At 70.6% G+C, this 15,459-nt stretch carries 14 protein-coding genes; 6 read left to right on the forward strand and 8 right to left on the reverse strand.

Translation table 11 applies throughout. The annotated features are described in order from the left end of the window. Window positions 1-323: 323 nt before the first annotated feature. Entirely contained in the window at window positions 324-1,445 is a 1,122-nt protein-coding gene (locus tag HMPREF2883_RS07010) for a hypothetical protein (RefSeq protein WP_070660201.1), read from the forward strand. Window positions 1,446-1,783: 338 nt separating this feature from the next. Here HMPREF2883_RS07010 and rplL read toward each other — a convergent pair whose 3' ends face one another. The 5 genes from rplL to HMPREF2883_RS07035 all read right to left on the reverse strand — a co-directional run bounded on the left by rplL (window position 1,784) and on the right by HMPREF2883_RS07035 (window position 6,321). Next, entirely contained in the window at window positions 1,784-2,173 is a 390-nt protein-coding gene (gene rplL, locus HMPREF2883_RS07015) for a 50S ribosomal protein L7/L12 (protein WP_009747839.1), read from the reverse strand. Between the two features lie 63 nt (window positions 2,174-2,236). Further along, on the reverse strand, window positions 2,237-2,758 hold the full coding sequence (rplJ, locus tag HMPREF2883_RS07020; RefSeq protein WP_070660205.1) for a 50S ribosomal protein L10: 522 nt from the start codon (window positions 2,756-2,758) through the stop codon (window positions 2,237-2,239). A 270-nt stretch (window positions 2,759-3,028) separates the two neighbouring features. Next, entirely contained in the window at window positions 3,029-3,511 is a 483-nt protein-coding gene (locus HMPREF2883_RS07025) for a DUF6912 family protein (protein WP_070660208.1), read from the reverse strand. Window positions 3,512-3,595: 84 nt separating this feature from the next. Next, the gene (locus tag HMPREF2883_RS07030; RefSeq protein ID WP_070660211.1) at window positions 3,596-5,644 is read right to left on the reverse strand and encodes a CpaE/TadZ family protein; all 2,049 of its coding nucleotides are present in this window, start codon (window positions 5,642-5,644) and stop codon (window positions 3,596-3,598) included. Next, complete coding sequence (locus tag HMPREF2883_RS07035) at window positions 5,641-6,321, reverse strand: hypothetical protein (protein ID WP_070660215.1); 681 nt, start codon at window positions 6,319-6,321, stop codon at window positions 5,641-5,643. The genes HMPREF2883_RS07030 and HMPREF2883_RS07035 overlap by 4 nt, the downstream gene beginning before the upstream one ends. Window positions 6,322-6,524: 203 nt before the next feature. Between HMPREF2883_RS07035 and HMPREF2883_RS07040 the strand changes: the two genes are divergently transcribed. Next, window positions 6,525-6,749 (forward strand): helix-turn-helix domain-containing protein, encoded by a 225-nt coding sequence (locus tag HMPREF2883_RS07040; protein ID WP_070660218.1) that lies wholly within the window; start codon window positions 6,525-6,527, stop codon window positions 6,747-6,749. 23 nt (window positions 6,750-6,772) lie between these two features. On the opposite strand, the gene HMPREF2883_RS07045 is transcribed toward HMPREF2883_RS07040, so the two are convergent. Further along, window positions 6,773-7,321 carry a Fis family transcriptional regulator gene (locus tag HMPREF2883_RS07045; protein ID WP_070660221.1) on the reverse strand — a complete coding sequence of 183 codons (549 nt, stop codon included), beginning with the start codon at window positions 7,319-7,321 and terminating at the stop codon, window positions 6,773-6,775. A gap of 192 nt (window positions 7,322-7,513) precedes the next feature. On the opposite strand from HMPREF2883_RS07045, the gene HMPREF2883_RS07050 reads away from it, so the two are divergent. Together HMPREF2883_RS07050 and HMPREF2883_RS07055 are read left to right on the forward strand one after the other, a co-directional pair. Continuing rightward, the gene (locus HMPREF2883_RS07050) at window positions 7,514-8,344 is read left to right on the forward strand and encodes a LysM peptidoglycan-binding domain-containing protein (protein ID WP_343283828.1); all 831 of its coding nucleotides are present in this window, start codon (window positions 7,514-7,516) and stop codon (window positions 8,342-8,344) included. Window positions 8,345-8,453: 109 nt separating this feature from the next. Continuing rightward, window positions 8,454-8,969, forward strand: coding sequence for an Rv3235 family protein (locus HMPREF2883_RS07055; protein ID WP_070660227.1), 516 nt, complete (start codon window positions 8,454-8,456; stop codon window positions 8,967-8,969). A gap of 71 nt (window positions 8,970-9,040) precedes the next feature. Here the strand turns inward: HMPREF2883_RS07055 and secA are convergent, their stop codons facing one another. Continuing rightward, the gene (gene secA / locus HMPREF2883_RS07060) at window positions 9,041-11,875 is read right to left on the reverse strand and encodes a preprotein translocase subunit SecA (protein ID WP_070660231.1); all 2,835 of its coding nucleotides are present in this window, start codon (window positions 11,873-11,875) and stop codon (window positions 9,041-9,043) included. 319 nt (window positions 11,876-12,194) lie between these two features. On the opposite strand from secA, the gene HMPREF2883_RS07065 reads away from it, so the two are divergent. Beyond that, the gene (locus tag HMPREF2883_RS07065; protein ID WP_070660233.1) at window positions 12,195-13,118 is read left to right on the forward strand and encodes a ComF family protein; all 924 of its coding nucleotides are present in this window, start codon (window positions 12,195-12,197) and stop codon (window positions 13,116-13,118) included. 216 nt (window positions 13,119-13,334) lie between these two features. Beyond that, window positions 13,335-13,985: a ribosome hibernation-promoting factor, HPF/YfiA family gene (hpf, locus tag HMPREF2883_RS07070; RefSeq protein ID WP_070660236.1), complete on the forward strand. Its 651-nt coding sequence runs from the start codon at window positions 13,335-13,337 to the stop codon at window positions 13,983-13,985. A 136-nt stretch (window positions 13,986-14,121) separates the two neighbouring features. Here the strand turns inward: hpf and HMPREF2883_RS07075 are convergent. Further along, window positions 14,122-15,459, reverse strand: a 1,338-nt coding sequence (locus HMPREF2883_RS07075; RefSeq protein ID WP_070660239.1) for a GerMN domain-containing protein, incomplete at its 5' end; no start/stop codon positions are given.

Raw genomic sequence — 15,459 nt, forward strand, 5'->3', positions numbered from 1 at the left:
CCCCACCAGTGTCCTGAGAAGTCATGACACCCGACACTCCCAGAAGACATGAGACAACACAGTCGCCGATCACCACCGCCCCGCCAGCCCACCGGTACACCCTCCGATCCCAGCGGCACACCCACCGTCGCCAGCCCGACGCTATCGCCAGCCCGACGCCGTCACGACGAGCACATCGACCCCGCCCCTTCGACCAGGACTCCGAAGATCAGCGGCCACCCCAGGATCCACAGCGAAGTCCTCCGGCAGTCACACACCACCGATTCCACACCCTTGGAGCTCTGCGCTCGTCACGACCCGTTCCTCTTGCGAAGACTCGCTGCATGAGCCCCCTCGCAACCACCGACAGTCGCCCCGCTCCGATCTGCCCGGTCCCAGCGCACCTTCGACCGACCATCATCTACTCGGGCCGCCGCAAGCACTTCCAGCCATCACGCGATCCTGATCTGCTACGACTCATGCCGGGCGCCTACCTGCGCCCAGTCCCGGACAGACGACGCTGGGAGCAGCGGTTCATGGTGTCTTTGGCGCGAGCGATCGCCGCCCAACAGCTCCTGCCCTCCGCCACCTGCCTGTCTCACACATCTGCCGCCCTGATTCAGGGGCTGGCGATGTGGACACGAGAGCCGGACGTCTACCTCGCCGTCTCCGGTCACCCGCGCCTGACCACGACGACACTGCCCACGTTCCGGTACCCATCATTGAGGCTACCGGCCCCCATCGAGGCGACGCCCTCCGAGGCCGCTCCGGTCCGAATGCACCGTCGCCGGCTTCAGCTGCGGGACGGGGAGATCGAGGTGGTCGGAGGAGTTCCCGTCACGTCCGTGCTGCACACCGCCTTCGACTGTGCCTGCGACGAGCCCCCGCACAACGCGCTGTCCATCGCAGATGCGGCCCTGAGCCGATACTGCCGACCTGATCCGTGGCACCGTGACTCCTGCGCCACGCGGCTGCGCTCGGCTCACGCCTGCTGGGAGGAGCTCATGGCACGTCATCGGGGGCGCAGAGGGATGGAGCAGGCACGTGCGGTACTCGCCGCTGCCACCCCTTGGGCGGTTTCGCCCGGGGAGAGCGTGCTGCGGTGGATGACGCTCGTGGTGGGGCTGCCCGAGGCCATTGCTCAGTACCCGGTTCCGGGGCTGTCCAAGGACCGGTTCCTGGACCTGGGCTGGCCCGATCACCGTGTCGTCGCGGAGTTCGACGGTCGCATCAAGTACCACAGCGAGGAGGACGTCTTCCTCGAGAAGCTCCGCCAGGACGAGCTCGAGTCGCTGGGGTGGAGGTTCTTCCGGGCGACGTGGTCGTCGCTCGGGGACATGCGCACCCAGACCGACCGGCTGCTCTCGATGTTCCCCCTGGAGGTGGTCTCCCGTCTCTCACCGGCAGCCGAGCTTCAAGGTGGCGGACTGTGGGGCGAGCGTCCGCCTGGAGTGCTGGTCCCGTGAGGTCACTGCTCCCGACGTCGCCTCCTGGCTCATCGACCGCATCCACCGATGTCGAGGACGTACTTTCGGCTCGACGACTGCGTTCTCCCCCAAATCACTGGGGGCGGAGCTCAGTCATCTGCGGGATATCGCAGTCCTCGACGCACATGTACGTCCCCGAGCCCCACCGGCCGGCCCCGGCCCGAGCCCGACGCCGTTGAAGCGTGCCGACGCCGGACAGCGCCGGGGCTCCCCGGAACGCGACCGGGTCCCGCCCACCTCATGGTGGACGGGACCCGGTGATGCTGCGCCCCCAGCCGCCGGCGGTCCTCAGGCCGCGTCAGGCAGCGGGGAGAGACTCACTTGAGGGTGACGGTGGCGCCGGCGCCCTCGAGCTGCTCCTTGGCCTTCTCGGCGGCCTCCTTGTTGGCGCCCTCGAGGACGGGCTTGGGGGCGCCGTCGACGAGCTCCTTGGCCTCCTTCAGGCCGAGGGAGGTCAGGGCGCGCACCTCCTTGATGACCTGGATCTTCTTGTCGCCGGCGGCCTCGAGAATGACGTCGAACTCGTCCTTCTCCTCGGCAGCGGCGTCGCCACCGGCGGCGCCGGGGGCGGCGGCCACGGCCACGGCGGCCGGGGCGGCGGCGGTAACGTCGAAGGTCTCCTCGAAGGCCTTGACGAACTCGGACAGCTCGATGAGGGTGAGCTCCTTGAACTGCTCGATGAGCTCTTCGGTGGTCAGCTTCGCCATGATGGGCGTTCCTTCCTTATCAGGTTCCTGCGCGCGCAGGGTTGGTGGATGACGCGTGCGGCCTCAGGCCGCGGTCTCCTGCTTCTCGCGCAGGGCGTCGACGGTGCGCACGGCCTTGGAGGCCGGTGCGGCAAAGAGGTATGCAGCCTTGGACAGGGACGCCTTGATGGCGCCCGCAGTCTTGGCGAGCAGCACCTCGCGGGACTCGAGAGAGGCAAGCTTGTCAACGCCGTCGGCGGACAGCACGGCGCCGTCCATGACACCGCCCTTGATGACGAGCTGCTGGTTGTCCTTGGCGAAGTCACGCAGAGCCTTGGCGGCCTCGACCGGCTCACCGGTGACGAACGTCAGGGCGGAGGGGCCCGTGAGGTCGTCGGCGAAGCTCTCGAGCCCGACCTGGCGGGCAGCGATCGCAGCAAGCGTGTTCTTCACCACGGTGTACTCGGCGTTACCGGCGAGGGAACGACGCAGCTCCTTGAGCTGGGCGACGCTCAGTCCCCGGTACTCAGTCAGCAGGACCGCATCAGCCTGGCGGAACTTGTCCGCCAGCGCAGCAACGGCTGCTTCCTTGTCAGGCCGTGCCATGGGCCCTCCTTCCGTGGTATGCCGCAGGGTCCATTCACTGGAAAAGCCCCGCGCCGGTGGGCACGGGGCTCGGTCTCGGGCACGCCCGAAGAAGTCTCGTTCTCACCTGCGCCGGCCCCACCTGGTGTGGACTTGGTCCCGCCGGAGCGGGCGACCTGCGGTCTTTGGCAAAGAGCACCATACCCGGCAGCGGGCTGCGCTGCGCAAGGCGGCAGGTCGTGGAACTGGTCACGTCACCGCGAATGCTCGTCAGAAGCGACCCCGGCTGCGTCAGACACCGAGGCTCTCGGCCAGCGCCTCTCGCTCCGTGACGTCGTACCAGAGCAGGTCGGCCTCGGCGGCGCGCTCGAAGGCATCCTCGTCACCGAGCCGGGCGGCTCGCACATCGGCCTCCGCCTCGGGCTCATCCACGAGCAGAGCGGCCACGTCCTCCCAGGTGATCTCGCCGGTGACCTCAATCGTGCCGGGCAGGACGTCGCCTTCCACGGGAAGCTCGCGCACGTTCTCGGCCTCGACGTCGGCCGCGATGACGATGCGCCGGTCGGCCAGCCCCGCAGCCTCGGGCTCGGCCAGCAGGAGGACGGAGGCGTCGGCGGCACACAGTGAGGCGGAGACCTCCAGACCCTCCTCGTCCTCCTCCGGCAGGGCGTGGGCGAGAGTGGGGGTGGCGGCGTGAGCCGTGAGCGGCTGGTGCGAGGAACCCAGGACACTTGCGCGCAGGTGGGCGGCGGTGGCGGGCAGGTAGATGCGCATGCCCCCAGTCTGCCCTACCACCACAGTCGCCCTCCCACGAAGCGCGCGGAGTCCGCGCCCGGCACCGCTCGCGCGCGCCGGGTCTCAGTAGCGGTGTCGCCCGGTTCCCGGCGGCACCGACGGAGGGCCGCTCGAGCCCCGATGATCATCCCCACCCGGGTCGTGGCCGGCCTGTGGTCCTGGAGCCGCTCCTGCGTCCGGCGCTGTCCCCGCACTGGGCCACGGCGCCACCGAGGACCAGTGCGGCGAGCCGGGGACCGGCCCCCGCTCCGGTAGCGGCAACTGAGCCGGTGGGCTGCTCGGAGGTGGTTCCGGCGGCCGCCCCTGGGGCTGGTTCGCCAGCTGATTCACTGGCTGGATCGATGGCGGCAGGCCCGCGGAGGTCTGCGGCGGGGCCTGGGTGAGTCCGCTGGGCACCTGGAGAGCCGGCGGTCGTTCACCGACGGTCTGTCTCTCGCCCCCACCTCTGCGGCGGCGCCCCGCACCTGCGCTGCGCGCGCTCGAGCGACTCCTGCCTCCGGCGGCTGCGGACTGAGCCGCGGAGTCCCTGCGGTCCCGCCGCCCTCCGCGTCTTTTCGAGCGTCGCAGCAGGGAACGACGTGGGGAGGTGGCCCTGCGAGCCGCTGCGACCTGCGGATCGATACGGTCGACCAGCGAGCTCAGGGCCTTGCCCAGTGCGCTGGCGGGCGCCTGCTCCAGGACAGTACAGCCCTGGAGCAGGCAGGCATCGGCCGTCGCCGCGTCGTCGGGCAGGAGCACGATGTCCTCCAGTCCACCGAAACGCGCCATCGCTTCTCGCAGAGCCTGCTGGGGAGAGGGTCCTGCGGCCGAGGCCCGCACCCGGTTGATGACGACCTCGACCCGGCCGGCAGGGTTCATGGAGGCCCCCATCTCATCGAGGAGCTGGAGCAGGCGGCGCACCCCGACAGGGTCGGCCCCGCCGACAACCAGGATCACGTCGGCGTGCGACACCAGGTCGGCGGTCACGGCCCCGCGCCCGGGCTCGAGGGTGAAGTCGTCGACGTCGTCATCGGCAGGCCCGCCGGCGACGTCGACGACGGTCCAGGCCACGGCCCGACGGCACTGCGCCCACACCTCGGTCATCGAGGCCGGTGGCAGCTCACGCCAGCGCCCGGACCTCCCCAGGCCGCCCAGCAGGAAGAGCCCACCGCCCACCGGCGCCAGGACCCGTCGAAAGCTCTCGGCGTCAAGCCGGCCATGGGTGGCCAGGCGGGCCGCCCCGGCCAGGGCCGAGGAGTCCTCCGGCATGCCGAGGAGCTGGACGAGGCTGGGAGCCTCGACGTCGGCGTCCACGAGGATCGCACCTCCGCAGGCGGCCAGGCCATGGGCGAGGGAGGCGGCGACCGTCGAGCGTCCGGGAGCGCCGTGAGGCCCCCACACCAGGACGATCCTCCCGTCACACTCGTTGCCCGCTGGGCTCGTCACGACCGGAAACGCGGGCTCCGGCATATCCGCGGCGGCCGGCTCCCGGTCCTGCCGCAGGCTCTGTCCCGAGTTCTCCCCGTCTCCGGTCTCGTTGGCGGTCGGGGGCGGCTGCGAGAACGCCGTTCCACCCTCGGGGGAGCCGGGCGACTGGCGCCACAGCTCTTCGAGCCAGGCGGTCTCCTGGGCGGCGGCGTTCGGGCCCGCCGAAGCGGGGGTGGCGGCGCTCAGCCAGTCGGCGCCTACGCCCGCCGGCCCGGTCGCGGCCTGCGAGACGGCGCCTCCTGCGGCGCCACGGGCCGGCCCCGCCCCGGTGGACGCCGCGCCGGAGGATCCGCCACGACGCACGAGGTCCTGCAGCGCCGAGCAGATGCGACCAGGCTCTGTGTCGCGCCTGAGAACCGGCCATCCCGCACTGCGCCAGCGCTCCTCCTCGTGGGTCTCCACCAGGAGCAGCCCGCTCAGGCCGGCGCGCGCGAGTCGATCCAGGACGGTGCGGTCGATCTCGTCAAAACCGGTGTCCAGCAGGGCGAAGCTCGCCAGTCCGGCCATCCCCGCTGAGAGCAGCTCGGGCAGGTCGGCGCATCGGCGCACGACGCACAGCCCGCTTCCCGATTGGCTCAAGGCCCGCAGGATGTCGGCGTCATCGCCGCTGAGAGCCAGGAGGACTCCGGCCCCCGGGACGCTCACGAGGCCTTCTCCGCGGGCGCTTCCTGGCCGGTGGGAACCAGGACGAGCGACCCCTCCTGCCCGACGGCGCTGAGAACGGCAGCGAGGGAGGCCTCGGGAACCTTGACCTCCACCCCGGTGCCGGGTCCGGAGATCAGCCCCTTACTGGTCTCACCGACCGAGGCAATGACCAGCCCTGTGGCCACGCGGCGGGCTCCGGCCCCCTCGGTCTGTCCCGACTGGTCGCCTGGACCGCTTTGAGTGCCTTGTCCGTTCTGTCCAGGCTGCGCGGTGGCGGGGGCCTGGGCCGTGGGCCGGCTCGCCACGCCCTCCTTGGGCACGACCCACAGATCGACGTAGTCGCCGACCTTGGTCGAGGCCGGCAGGTTGGAGGCGACATTGAGGACCACCGGCCGCAGGTCCTGTTCCCGACCGCTGTTGACGGCCGCCGTGGCCAGCAGCTCCCCCTTGCGCATGGAGCGTGTGGACACGGCGCCGTCCGGCAGGTGCCCGGCCTCGACGTAGGCATCGGTGCCGGGATGGGCCTCGACCACTGTGAGGACACCGTCGGCAGTCAGGTCCGTCCCGGGAGCGACGTCCTGGGAGAGCACGTAGACGCGAGTGGTGTCAGCGGCCGCGTCGACCGCCCAGGCCCCCAGGGCCACGGCCGCGGCCACCAGGACCACTCCCCCGGCCATACGCGGGTCCTTCCAGGCAGGACGGCGCCAACGACTACCGCGGGGACGCTCAGGACCGGTCAGGGATCGGCTGCGGCGAGATGACATCACGGGAATCCTCCTTGATCTCCTGTAATCATCGTTGGGATAAAATAGTACCTCAAGGTTATCCACAAGTGCCTTTAAGAATTGTGGAGAGGATCCAGCAGTGGGATCATCGTGGTATGAGCACACGATTCCTGACCATCGCCGACGTCGCCGAGCAGCTTCAGCTGTCCGCCCAGGCCGTGCGCGCCCTCATCCGCACCGGCGACCTCCCCGCCATTCAGGTCGGCGCCCGCAAGCTCTGGCGCATCGAGGACCAGGCCCTGGAGGACTACATCCAGCGCCAGCTCGCCTCAACCAGGGCCATGGTCGCAGCGGGCTGGAACGAGGACGAGGCGCCCTGAACCTCCCCGTCCACCAGCCGACGTCAGCGACTGCGCATCACCTCGATGGCAGCGGTCATGACACTGATGACCCCCGCGCCGCCCGCCCCGGGAGCGCGACGCGAGCGGATGCCGCCCTCAGGGTCGACGGCGACATCAACGTGGTCCGCCCCGACCCGGACCAGGCGCCCCACCACTTCTCCGGAGCCCATCACCATACGCACCCGCGCTCCCCGCCGGGCGACCTCACGCATCAGAGCCGTCAGCGTGGGCCGGCGTCGACCATCCCGGGGCGCCGGACCGGCCAGCGACATCACCGTGGCCACCGCACCCACCGGGACAACGGCCTGCAGCCCCTCCCCCTCATCGACGAGGACGTAGGAGGGCTCCACCCGGCAGACCACGCCGTCGACGGGAACACCACTGCGAGTGCGCAGGTGGATGAGTCGGCCCACCGAGCCTCGCAGACGGTCGACGACCTCGATGGAGGCGTGCTCGGCCTCCGCGAGCTCGACACTCTGCGCCACCAGGTCCGCACGGCGCTCAGCATCGAAGCTGCTCTCCAGGTCGGCAATCATCACGTCCCAGTCCATAAGCCCACCTCACCACAGTCCACCCGCCGAGGAAAGTACTCAGGAGCGACTCAGTCCGCGCTCCGCCACCGCCTGCGCCCTCCACTACCACGGCTCAAAGCCACGACATACCACATCGCAACTATTGACATCATCACATTACAGGAGTATATCTAACATCATCAAACAACATCATCGACGATGGAGGATGACATGGGGGCTCGTCAGCGGCTGGTTCTCCTGGCCGGAGTATCAGGGACTGTCCTGATCCTTCTGGGACGCACAGCCCACGGCGCCGCGGAGCAGCTCGCGAAGGTCCCGCCGCAGTCCTGGGGGCTGAGCGAGCTGTCGGACGCCGTCGTCGCCGGGACCTGCGCATGCGGGGCCCTGGGGGCCTTGTGGCACGTGGTCTCGGCCCTCCTGGCCCTCATGACGCTTCCCGCCGCGAGCGGTACCACTCCCCTCCGCCCAGGCGGCGTCTCCGCGCTGGCGGCCAGAGTCCTCCAGGCCTGGGGAGCGCCAGTAGTCAGACGCATCACCGCCTCCGCACTACTCGTCTCCCTGTCCTCGGCGCCCGCGCTGGCCGCCCAGGAGACCGGCGGCGGGGACGATCTGGGATGGCGCCCCACCAGCTCAGCACCCGCCTCACCACCGTCGCAGTCCTCGACGCCGTCGGAGCCCGAGCAGTCCCCTTCGAGCACTTCGACCGGTTCGGGCGACTCGGACGGCGCGAACCGGTCGGCGGACTCGACTCCGCCGAGCGGCCAGATGGCGGGGCCCTCCACCGACCCCGGCTCCCCGTCCCCGTCGGGGCCCACGCATACTGTCGCGCCCGACGAGAGCCTGTGGTCGATCACTGCCCGTCTGCTGCCCGCCGGCTCCGGCCCCGCACGGATCGCGCAGGCCTGGCCGGCCCTGTATCGCGCCAACTCAGGGGTGATCGGCGCCGATCCGTCCTTGATCCGGCCCGGCACGGTCCTGAGCATCCCGGACCCCCTGCCCGCACCGGGCACGACGACAGGAGGCCAGGCGCCATCACGATGAACCGCCACGTATCAGCACCAACGCCCTCCACCGCCGACATCGAACGCCGCCCCGACCCGCCTCACACTCCGTGCCCGCCGGGCACCCCGCCCACTGTCAGGAGCCCGCTATGACCGCGACCGCCACCGCTCAAGCCATCCGCCCCGCACGCCGCAAGACCGGCGCTCAACGTCGCAGCCGGCCCTCACCGAGTCACCCGACACCGACTCGTGCGGTTCCGCACAAACCCTCCAAGCCCGTGAACGACTCCGGAGCCCTCGCACGGGAGTCCTCCCTGACACGACGGCCCGTCGCCGGAGCCGACGCCTCACGCACGGCCGCGATCGTGGTGACTGCCGCCAGCGAGGTCCTGGCCGGGCTGCGCCCCGTGGACCACCTGGTCCGCTGGACCAGCCCCTCCCTGTTCGAGGCCCTCGCCCGCCGGGCGGGTCTGGCCGCCCGGATCCTGGGGCGCCAAACGAGCCCGCGGCGGCCACGCATCCGCAGCGTGCGCACCGAGCTGACGATGTCGGGGGCCTGCGAGGCCACCGTCCTGCTGGAGGAGGGCAATCGGGTCCGGGCCGCTGCGGCCCGGCTGGAGCTGCTGCGCGAGCGCTGGATCCTCACCGGCCTGGAGATGGCGTGATCCCGCCGGGACCGGCGTGGTCGCCGGGTTCTGACGGGATCATCGACAGTTGTGCCAGCTCTCGCTGAGTCTCAGTGCCGGCGCTTCTTCTTAGAGCGACGGCGCTCGGCCCGGTTGCCGCCCGAGCCGGCGCCGGATCGAGAGGCCTTGCGCGAGGAAGCCCCCGCGGTCTCCTCCTCGCCGGACTCGCTGGGGCCGGAGTACGTGACCCGCTGCTCCATGGACGCCTGCCCGGTGTCCCCCAGAACCGTGCCGCGCCCCTGGCCGCCGGCCTGGCCCACGCGGATGCCGGCCGCAGCCGTGGCGTTGGCCTTGGCGACCGCCTGCGCGGCCTCGACGGTGCCGTCCTCGGCGGCGCGCTGGGCGGCGGCGTCGAAGCGGGCGACGTTGGCGAAGATCTGCTCGACGGTCTCCTCTCGGATCCCCTCCATCATCGCCCGGAACATGCGGGCGCCCTCGTTGGCGTACTCCACGAGCGGGTCGCGCTGGGCCATGGCCCGCAGACCGATGCCCTCCTTGAGGTAGTCCATCTCGTAGAGGTGCTCCCGCCAGCGCTTGTCCACCACGGCCAGCAGGATGCGGCGCTCCAGGGTGCGCATGGGCTCCTCGCCGAGCTGGACGTGGGCCAGGGCGTTGGCCTCGATGCGGGCCTCGGCATCCTCGTAGGCCACGGCGATGTCCTCACTGAGCTCCTCGATGAGGCGCTCCGAGGTCAGTGCGTCCTTGCCGCCCAGTGCCTCGACGATCTCGTCCTGGGTCAGGCCCACCGGGTAGAGGCTGCCGAGCTCGCCCCACAGGGCGTCCAGGTCCCACTCGTCGGGGCGGCCCTCGGCCGTGCCGGCCTCGACGATGGAGGTGACGGCCTGGGCCCGGAAGGCCTCGATCTGGGGCTCGAGGTCCTCGCCGTCCAGAACGCGACGGCGCTCGGAGTAGACCTTCTCGCGCTGCTCGGTCATGACGTCGTCGTACTTGAGGACGTTCTTGCGGATCTCGTAGTTGCGCGACTCCCCCTGCCGCTGGGCCCCGGCGATGCCGCGGGTGACCATCTTGGACTCCAAGGGGACGTCGTCGGGGTAGGCGCCCGAGGACATGATGCGCTGAGCGAGCCCGGAGGCGAACATGCGCATGAGATCGTCCTCCATGGACAGATAGAAGCGGGACTCGCCCGGGTCCCCCTGACGGCCGGAGCGGCCGCGCAGCTGGTTGTCGATGCGCCGCGACTCGTGGCGCTCGGTGCCCAGCACGTAGAGGCCGCCGAGCTCGACGACCTCGTCGTGCTCGGCCCGGCAGGCCTCCTTGGCGGCCGCAAGGGCCTGCGGCCAGGCCTTCTCGTACTCCTCGGCGTTCTCCTCGGGGTCCAGGCCGGCCTCCTTGAGGGCGGTGACCGCGATGTGCTCGGCGTTGCCGCCCAGCATGATGTCGGTTCCACGTCCGGCCATGTTGGTGGCCACGGTGACGGCGCCCTTGCGCCCAGCCATGGCCACGACGGCGGCCTCGCGGGCGTGCTGCTTGGCGTTGAGGACCTCGTGAGGGATGCCCTGCTCGCGCAGACGCTCGGAGAGGATCTCCGACTTCTCCACGCTGGTGGTGCCCACCAGGACCGGTTGGCCGAGCTCGTGACGCTCGGCGATGTCGTCGACGACGGCGTCGAGCTTGGCCTCGACAGTGGTGTAGACGAGGTCGGGCTGGTCCTCACGGATCATGGGCTTGTTAGTGGGGATCGGGACGACGCCGATCTTGTAGGTGCCGGCGAACTCGGCGGCCTCGGTCTCGGCGGTACCGGTCATGCCCGAGCGCGAGCCCTCGGGGTAGAGGCGGAAGTAGTTCTGGAGGGTGATGGTGGCCAGGGTCTGGTTCTCGGCCTTGATCTCCACGCGCTCCTTGGCCTCGATGGCCTGGTGCATGCCCTCGTTGTAGCGGCGGCCGGGCAGGACGCGGCCGGTGTGCTCGTCGACGATGAGGACCTCGCCGTCGCGCACGATGTAGTCCTTGTCCCGGTGGAAGAGCTCCTTGGCCTTGATGGCGTTGTTGAGGAATCCGATCAGGGGGGTGTTCTCCGACTCGTAGAGGTTGTCCACCCCGAGGTAGTCCTCCACCCGCTCGATGCCGGCGGCGAGCACGCCCACGGTGCGCTTCTTCTCGTCGACCTCGTAGTCCTTGCCCGCGCGCAGGCGCTCGGAGATCGTGGCGAACTCCTTGTACCACTTGTTGACGTCGCCGCTGGCCGGGCCGGAGATGATGAGCGGGGTGCGGGCCTCGTCGATGAGGATGGAGTCGACCTCGTCAACGATGACGAAGGCGTGACCGCGCTGGACCAGGTCCTCGGGGCGCTGGGCCATGTTGTCGCGCAGGTAGTCGAAGCCGAACTCGTTGTTGGTGCCGTAGGTGATGTCGCAGGCGTACTGCTCACGGCGCTCAGCGGGCGTCTGGCCCACGAGGATGCAGCCGGTGGTCAGCCCCAGGAAGCGGTGGACGCGCCCCATGAGGTCGGACTGGTACTCGGCGAGGTAGTCGTTGACGGTCACGACGTGGACGCCCTTGCCGGTCAGGGCCCGCAGGTAGGAGGGCATCGTGGCCACGAGGGTCTTGCCCTCACCGGTCTTCATCTCGGCGATATTGCCGCGGTGGAGGGCCGCCCCGCCCATGATCTGGACGTGGTAGGGGCGCATGCCCAGGACGCGGTCGGCCGCCTCCACGACCGTGGCGAAGGCCTCGGGAAGCAGGTCGTCGAGGCTCTCCCCGCCGTCCTGGTAACGCTCCTTGAGATCATCGGTCATCTCGCGCAGCTCGGTGTCGGAGAGCTCGCTGTACTCGTCGGCGAGAGCCTCCACCTGGTCGGCGATGGCATCAAGCTTCTTCAGGGTGCGGCCCTCGCCAATGCGAAGGATCCGGTCCACGATCGACACGCTGCATTCTCCCTTGGGACGTCAGATTGCGAAGAGCGACGATGAGACGCAGGCCGTATCGGTCGAGTCGGCCGACTCGGAATCCACTCGGAATCGACTCAGGATCGGCTCGGTATCGGCTCAGGTCTCACCGGCTACCTGCCTCCGTACTCTAGTGGACCTCGCTGGGCGGCGGTCTTTCCAGCACCGAGATTCTTCCCACCGAGGACGCAGGCGGGGCGCGGGGCCACAGGGGGCGACGACGAGGACCGTCCCGTTGCCATGTGGACCGCGAGCGCCGCCAGGAGCCGGAAGGATCGGTCTGCGTCACAGTGAGGACATGGAGCACCATCGTCGCGGGCCCCGCCGTCCCACCGCGCTTGGCCCACCGCTGGGCCTGTCGGAGTATTTCTCCTCGACCCTGTCGCTGGGGCTGCCGGCCAGCTGTGCGGGCTGCGGGCGCTGGGAGACGACGCTGTGCCCGCGGTGCCGGGAGCTGTTCGAGGCCGAGCCCTTCGCCGTGGAGCACGCCGACGCCGCCGGTGACCTGAGTATCTGGGCCCTGACGTCCTACACCGGCCCGGTGCGCGCCATGGTGCTGGGGTGGAAGAACGGTGCCCGGGAGGACCTGTCGGAGGTGATGGCCCGCTCCGGTCGGCGCCTGGGGCGCCGGTGGGCGCTGGCGCACCCGCCCGCAGAGGTCTGGACCGGCTCTCCCCGGGGCTCACGGGTGCTGCTCGTGGTCCCGGCGCCCTCCGGGATCATGCGCCGTCTGCGCGGCCGCCTGGTGGCAGCCCGCCTGGCTGACGCCGTCACCCGGGGGATCTGCGCGCAGTGGGCCGGGCAGGTGCCCGCAGCGCTCGTGCTGAGCACGGACCTGCTGCGCCGTCGGGGCGGCGGGGCGCACCAGGCGGGCCGATCCGCCCGTCAGCGGCGGGGCAACCGCGCCCAGGCTCCGCGCCTGCTGGCCGCCGTCACCGACCTGCCGATCCTGCTGGTCGACGACGTCGTGACCACCGGGGCCACTCTGGGCGCCTGTGCTCGGGCCCTGCGGGCGGGCGGCGGGCGGGTCCTGGGTGCGCTGGCGCTCAGTGCCGCCCCGCCTCCGGCGCATGCGCGTATCTCGGTACCGGCCGGTCCCTCCCGCCGGCCACGGGACACCACGGCATCCGCGTCGACAGGTGATCCGAGAGCTCCGGGTTTGTCCGCCTGCGGCGATCAGGAGGCTTCTTCCGGGCGCGGCGCGCACGAAAGGGAGGCGTGAACAGCCCCACATGGTGTACCTTATGTGGCACAACGCACAGGCGGTTTCCAGCGTCGACAAGGACAGTCGACCGGGTTCCCGCCTCGGTGCCTGAGGGCCCTCACGAGGTGATCAGGAGGTGATGACACCAGTCCCGAACCCGCCGTGAGACGTGGCGGGTACTTGTCGCACACGGCCCGTCAGGGCCGGCCCACGAGCCCAGAAAGAGGTTCCACCATGGATATCACCGTCGTCGGTCGTAACGCCGAGATCAGCTCTCGCCTGCGCGACTACGTCGAGGACAAGGCCGTCAAGGTTGAGCAGTTCGACCCCCGGGTCCAGCGCGTCGAGGTGGAGGTCACCCACGAGCGCAACCCGCGTCAGGCCGACACCGCCGAGAGAGTGGAGATCACCGTCGTCTCCAAGGGCCCGATCATCCGGGCGGAGGCCTCCTCCTCGGACCGCTTCGCCGCTTTTGATATCGCCATGGGCAAGCTGACCGAGCGCCTCCGCCGGGCCAGGGACCGTAAGAAGGACCACCACCGTCGGCACACCGTAGCCGCACCGAATGAGGACCTCCAGGCAGCACCCGGCGCAGAGGAGCCCCTCGTCCCCGACACCGGTGACGCGCCGATCGAGGACTCCCCCTCGGCACCCACCGAGCCGGGTATCGCCGTTGAGGCGCAGCTCGGCGACTCCCCAGTGGTCGTGCGTCAGAAGCTGCACGAGGCCAAACCGATGACCGTTGACGAGGCCCTCTACCAGATGGAGCTCGTGGGACACCCCTTCTACCTGTTCATCGAGAAGTCCTCCAAGCAGCCCTGCGCCGTCTACCACCGTCACGGGTGGACCTACGGCGTCATCCGCCTGGACGCCCAGGTGCTGTAGCCCCGTCACCCCGTGGCGCGGGGTCCGCCCCTGATATCCGGGTGCTCCACGGTCTTGAGGGACCGGGAGCACCCGGAGCTGCGTGTCAGGGGTGTCATCGGGGCGCGAGCCTGGCAGCGGGCGCAGGACAGACCGGTCAGGGCAGGGGGAAGGAGGGGTCGGTGACCTCGGAGGTGAGCACCCGCCACATCGCCCCACGGCGCTGCCAGGTCTGCCCGCTCTCGTCGATGATGAGGAGGGACTCCTCGGAGCGGTCGGAGATGACGGAGCGGGCCCCGCGCACCCCGACCAGCGTGTTGACCGCCCCGCCGACCTGGACCAGACGCACCTCCGGCACGCCCCCGCCCTCGGTACCGGCAGCGGCCAGGACGCACACGGCGTTGGGGGCGCACCAGGACAGTCCGCTCGTGCCCGCCCCACTGGCGCGGGGCATCTCCAGGGCCGGTCCCAGCCCGGTGGGACGGCCGTCCTGGTCCCTGATGATGATGGCGACGGCGACCCGTCCGTCGGTTCGCCGCACGGCGATCCGCTCGGACTCCACGGACAGGTCGAAGGCCGTGACCGCGCCGTCCTGCAGCCAGGAGGACTCCAGGGTGGCGCGCTGCCCCGAGCCGTTGACGGCGGTCAGACGCCCCTCGGCCAGCAACCAGGCCCAGCCGTGCCGGTCGCCCATCGGCGCCCCCAGCCCACCGGCGCCCGCGGAGGGATCGCCCACCGAGAGGATGACGCTGGCGGACTCCTGCCCCTGGGGCAGGCGCAGCAGGCTGGAGGCCGACAACGCGTAGACGGCCCCGTCGGCCCCCAGGCTCGGGCTACGGGCGTCACTGGTCCCCAGGACCCGGTCGCTCGCCAGGGTGATGCGCCTGGCCCCCGTGCCGCGCACGACGGAGCCCTGCGACATCCCCACGATGCCTCCGACCTCGGGGGCCATCGGTGTCAGCTGGGCGGGGGCGCCGAGGTCGACGGTGCCGGCGAGCACCCGCACGTGGTCGATACCGCTGATCTGGATGAGGCTCTGCTCGATCTGGGCCACCATGAGGCGACGGGTGTCCTCCGAGGCGGGGTCGGAGTCCGCGCTCAGGTGGACGGTGGCGGTACCCGCCTCGACGACGACCCCCCGCCCCGCCCGCTCGGCGTTGCGCGGGATGAGGCTGGAGGCCCCCTGCGCAAGCCAGTCCGAGGGCCCGGCCAGCAGTCCGGAGACCAGGGAGTCGGCCTGCGAGCTGCGTGGGTACCACCGCAGCTCGGGAACGAACCTGGACCGGTCCCGGGACAGGAAGGCCAGGGAGCTGACCGCGAAGTTCTGCATGAGTCGGGAGAAGGGCAGCAGGATGCCCTGGGGCAGGCCGACGATGCGCCACTGACCGGTGGAGTTGGTGGCCAGGGAGAACTCGCCGGCATAGGTGCTCCCCTCCGGGGCGGGGGTGAAGACGCCCAGGGAGCTCAGCACCCCCACCTGCCCGGAGGTCACCGT

Source organism: Actinomyces sp. HMSC075C01 (assembly GCF_001812965.1).
Taxonomy (GTDB): domain Bacteria; phylum Actinomycetota; class Actinomycetes; order Actinomycetales; family Actinomycetaceae; genus Actinomyces; species Actinomyces acetigenes.

Coding starts and splice junctions, on each gene's coding strand:
- HMPREF2883_RS07010 (WP_070660201.1), top strand. CDS start 324: ATGAGCCCCCTCGCAACCACCGACAGTCGCCCCGCTCCGATCTGCCCG.
- rplL (WP_009747839.1), bottom strand. CDS start 2,173: ATGGCGAAGCTGACCACCGAAGAGCTCATCGAGCAGTTCAAGGAGCTC.
- rplJ (WP_070660205.1), bottom strand. CDS start 2,758: ATGGCACGGCCTGACAAGGAAGCAGCCGTTGCTGCGCTGGCGGACAAG.
- HMPREF2883_RS07025 (WP_070660208.1), bottom strand. CDS start 3,511: ATGCGCATCTACCTGCCCGCCACCGCCGCCCACCTGCGCGCAAGTGTC.
- HMPREF2883_RS07035 (WP_070660215.1), bottom strand. CDS start 6,321: ATGGCCGGGGGAGTGGTCCTGGTGGCCGCGGCCGTGGCCCTGGGGGCC.
- HMPREF2883_RS07040 (WP_070660218.1), top strand. CDS start 6,525: ATGAGCACACGATTCCTGACCATCGCCGACGTCGCCGAGCAGCTTCAG.
- HMPREF2883_RS07045 (WP_070660221.1), bottom strand. CDS start 7,321: ATGGACTGGGACGTGATGATTGCCGACCTGGAGAGCAGCTTCGATGCT.
- HMPREF2883_RS07050 (WP_343283828.1), top strand. CDS start 7,514: ATGGGGGCTCGTCAGCGGCTGGTTCTCCTGGCCGGAGTATCAGGGACT.
- HMPREF2883_RS07055 (WP_070660227.1), top strand. CDS start 8,454: ATGACCGCGACCGCCACCGCTCAAGCCATCCGCCCCGCACGCCGCAAG.
- HMPREF2883_RS07065 (WP_070660233.1), top strand. CDS start 12,195: ATGGAGCACCATCGTCGCGGGCCCCGCCGTCCCACCGCGCTTGGCCCA.
- hpf (WP_070660236.1), top strand. CDS start 13,335: ATGGATATCACCGTCGTCGGTCGTAACGCCGAGATCAGCTCTCGCCTG.